The sequence below is a fragment of the Sutterella parvirubra YIT 11816 genome (assembly GCF_000250875.1).
GTDB classification, from domain to species: Bacteria; Pseudomonadota; Gammaproteobacteria; order Burkholderiales; family Burkholderiaceae_F; genus Sutterella; species Sutterella parvirubra.
The window spans coordinates 30,800-34,677 of sequence record NZ_JH604912.1 but is presented as its reverse complement, the minus strand read 5'-3'; the positions used below and the strand labels follow the sequence as shown (position 1 = coordinate 34,677).

The window sequence follows — 3,878 nt, the reverse complement described above, 5'->3', positions numbered from 1 at the left end:
TCCGACGACCGATCTTCGCGACGGTCCTCTCGCTCATCATCGTGATTTCCGGCCTGATGGCGATGCGCATCCTGTCGCTCTCGCAGTACCCGGACATCACGCCGCCGATGGTGCGCGTCTCCGCGACGTACGAAGGCGCCGACTCGCTCACGATGGCGCGTACCGTCGCCCAGCCGATCGAAGACCAACTCTCCGGCATCGAGGGCCTTCTCTACTACACCACGAGCATCCGAAGCAACGGCGACATCTCGATCACCTGCGTCTTTGAAGTGGGGACGGACCCCAACGACGCGATGCTCGAAATCAACAACCGCGTGCGTACGGCCGAAAGGCGCCTCCCCGACACGGTCCGCAATCAGGGCGTCTCGGTCCGAAAGCGCTCGGACGACTCGCTCCTCTCCGTCGCGCTCCACTCGCCCGATCAGTCGATGGACGTGATCGCGATGGCGGACTACGCGAACCTCAACATCGTCGACGAACTGAAGCGCCTCCCCGGCGTGGGCGACGTCACGGTGTTCGGGAACACCCAGTCCGCGATGCGCATCTGGCTCGACCCCGAACGCATGGCGCAGCTGGGCGTCACGGTGAAGGACGTCGAGAGCGCCGTCGAAGCCCAGAACGCGCAGCGCACCGCCGGGCGCCTCGGCACGACGCCGACCGTGAGCGAGCAGCAGCTCTACTACACGATCTCCGCGCCGGGTCAGCTCCTTACCCCGGAAGAATTCGGCAACATCGTCCTCAAGTCGGACGGCAAGGGCGGGTTCGTGAGGATCCGCGACCTCGCGCGCACCGAAATCGGGAAGCGCAGCTACGACTTCCGCGTGGACCTCGACGGCAAGCCCGGCGTCAACGTGGGCGTGTACCTTCAGACCGGCGCCAACGCCATGGACGCGGCGGCGCTCGTCAAGGCGAAGCTCACCGAGCTCGCCAAACACTTCCCCGAAGGGAGCTTGAGCTACATCATCACCGACGACACGACGGTGTTCGTGTCGGCGTCCCTGAACGAGGTCTACCGGACGTTGGGCGAAGCGGGCATCCTCGTGCTCATCGTCGTCTTCCTCTTCCTGCAGAGCTGGCGCGCGACCCTCATTCCGATGCTGGCCGTCCCGGTGTCCCTGATCGGCACGATGGCGGGTCTCTGGCTTCTCGGCTTCTCGCTCAACACGCTCACGCTCTTTGCGATGACGCTCTCGATCGGCATCGTCGTCGACGACGCGATCGTCGTGCTGGAAAACATCGAGCGCATCATGCGCACCGAGGGCCTCGGACCCTTCGCCGCCGCGCAGAAGGCGATGAAGGAAGTCTCGGGGGCGCTCGTCGCGATCGTGCTCGTCCTCTCCGCGGTCTTCATTCCGGTCGCGTTCCTCGGCGGCATCGCGGGCGAACTCTACCGGCAGTTCGCCGTGACGGTCGCGGTTTCGGTCGCGATTTCCGGTTTCGTCGCGCTCACCTTGACCCCGGCCCTCTGCGCCATCCTTCTGAAGCCCCACGAAGAGGAGAAGAAGAACCGCTTCTTCGTCTGGTTCAACCAGACGCTCGCCCGCTTCACAATGTACTTCCTCCAGGTCGTGCGTGCGGCCCTGAAGCACCGCGTCATCTCCGCGGCGATTCTGGTCGTCGTGACGGCCGCGGGCTGGCAGCTCCTCCAGGCGACCCCGACCTCCTTCATTCCGAAGGAAGACCAGGGGATCGTGCGCGTGGCGGTGAGCCTCCCCGAGGGGAGCGCCTTCCCGCGAACGGAGAAGATCGCCGAAGAGATCCTGGTCGAAATCCAAAAGCTCCCGGCCGTGAGGAACGTCGTCGCGATGATGGGGTTCGATACGCTCTCGTCCGACGTGCGCCCGAGCGCCGCCACCTTCATCGTGCAGTTGAAGCACTGGGATGAGCGCGCCGAGTCCGCCGACGACATTCAGGCGACCCTCCAGAAGCTCGTGAGCTCGCACCCTGAACTGCGCGGCGTCGCGACGACCCCGGCGCCGATTCCGGGCTTGGGGAGCACGACGGGCTTCTCGGGGTACGTGCTCTCGCACGGGAACGACGACCCGCTCGTGCTTCAGGAAGTGACGGAAGACTTCATCCGGCGCCTGGAAGAGCGTCCCGAACTCACGGGGCTTCGGAGTTCGCTGCGCGCCGACAGCCCGCAGTTGAAACTCACGGTCGACCAGGACCGCGCCTTCGCGCTCGGCGTCGAGCCCGAAGACGTCTACGACACGGTCTCCGCCCTGATGGGCTCCTCCTACATCAACGACTTCACCCGCAACGGTAAGACCGTGCGCGTCGTGATGCAGGCGGACGCGCCCTTCCGCACGCGCCCCGAAGACCTCGGCCGCGCCTACGTGCGCTCGACCACCACGGGGAACATGATTCCGCTCTCGACCCTGGTGAGCTGGGAGCGCACGTCGGGGGCCGACGCCATCGGCCGCATGAACGGCTACCTCGGCGCGCAGATCATCGGTGCGGCCGCTCAGGGGGTTTCCTCGGGCGAAGCGATCCGCATCGTCGAAGAAATGGCGCAGACCTACCTCCCCGAGGGCTACACGGTCGAGTGGGTGGGCCAGGCCTTCCATGAAAAGAGGATCGGGGCGTCCTCCGCGACCGCGTTCGGCTTCGGCATCCTCGTGATGTTCCTCATCCTCGCGGCGCTCTATGAGCGTTGGTCGCTGCCGGTCGCGGTCGTGCTGGCCGTGCCCTACGCGTTCCTGGGCGCCATGATCGCCGTCTGGATGCGCGGGAGTCCGAACGACATCTACTTCCAGATCGGGCTCCTCGTGCTCGTGGGCCTCACCGCCAAGAACGCGATTCTGATCGTGGAATTCGCCGCGCAGAAGATGGAGGAAGGGAAGGGTCCGTTCGACGCCGCCATTGAAGCCGCGGGGCTTCGCTTCCGCCCGATTCTGATGACGTCGCTCGCCTTCGTCCTGGGCGTGGTGCCGCTCCTTCTGGCGACGGGTGCGGGCGCCGAAGCCCGCCACTCGATGGGCACCGGCGTCTTCGGCGGGATGATCGCCGCGACCTTCATCTCGACGATCTTCGTCCCGGTCTTCTTCACGTGGTTCGCCCGGAAGGCGAAGAAGCGCGAATGAGCCGGGGCTGATCCCCAAAAACTAAGGCCGACGCTTTCGGGCGCCGGCCTCGGTTTTTTGGGGCTCCCCTTCGGGGAGCCGCCTTGCACTGTCAGAGCATCACTTCTGCGTGAAGAACGACTTCATCTTGTCGAAGAAGCCCTGCGCGCGCGGATTGTGCTTTTCGCCGTCCGCCTTGACGCTCTCGTCGAACTGACGCAGAAGGTCCTTTTGCTTCGCGGAGAGGTTCACCGGCGTCTCGATTTCGATGTGGACGAAGAGGTCGCCCATGTCGCCCGTGCGGAGGTTCTTGACGCCCTTGCCGCGCATGCGGAAGGTCTTGTTGCACTGCGTCCCTTCGGGGATCGCCATCGTGCTTTCGCCGTCCAAGGTCGGCACGGTGACTTCGCCGCCCAGCGCCGCCGTCACGAACGAGATCGGGAGCGCCGTGTGGAGGTCGTCCCCGTCGCGCTCGAAGATGTCGTGCGGACGGATGCGGATTTCGACGTAGAGGTCGCCCGGCGCGCCGCCGCGCTGACCCGGTTCGCCCTTCCCCGCCAAGCGGATGCGCTGCCCGTCGTTGATCCCCGCGGGGATCTTGACGTTGAGAACGCGCGCCGTGCGGCGCATGCCTTCGCCGCGGCAGTCCGGGCATGGATCCGAGATCACCTGACCCGTGCCGTGGCAGTGCGGACAGGTCTGCTGGACCTGGAAGATCCCGGCCTGCACGCGCACCGTACCCGAACCGTGGCAGGTCGGGCAGGTCGTGGGCTTCGTGCCGGGACGCGCACCCGTGCCGTGGCAGGTCGAGCACTC

2 protein-coding genes are annotated in these 3,878 nt (G+C 65.9%); one reads left to right on the top strand and one right to left on the bottom strand.

Features of this window, described 5'->3' with window-relative positions:
* A partial coding sequence (locus tag HMPREF9440_RS03000; RefSeq protein WP_148516305.1) for an efflux RND transporter permease subunit occupies positions 1 to 3,083 on the top strand: 3,083 nt, incomplete at its 5' end.
* Between the two features lie 99 nt (positions 3,084 to 3,182).
* On the opposite strand, the gene dnaJ is transcribed toward HMPREF9440_RS03000, so the two are convergent.
* A partial coding sequence (gene dnaJ / locus HMPREF9440_RS11835; protein WP_008541378.1) for a molecular chaperone DnaJ occupies positions 3,183 to 3,878 on the bottom strand: 696 nt, incomplete at its 5' end.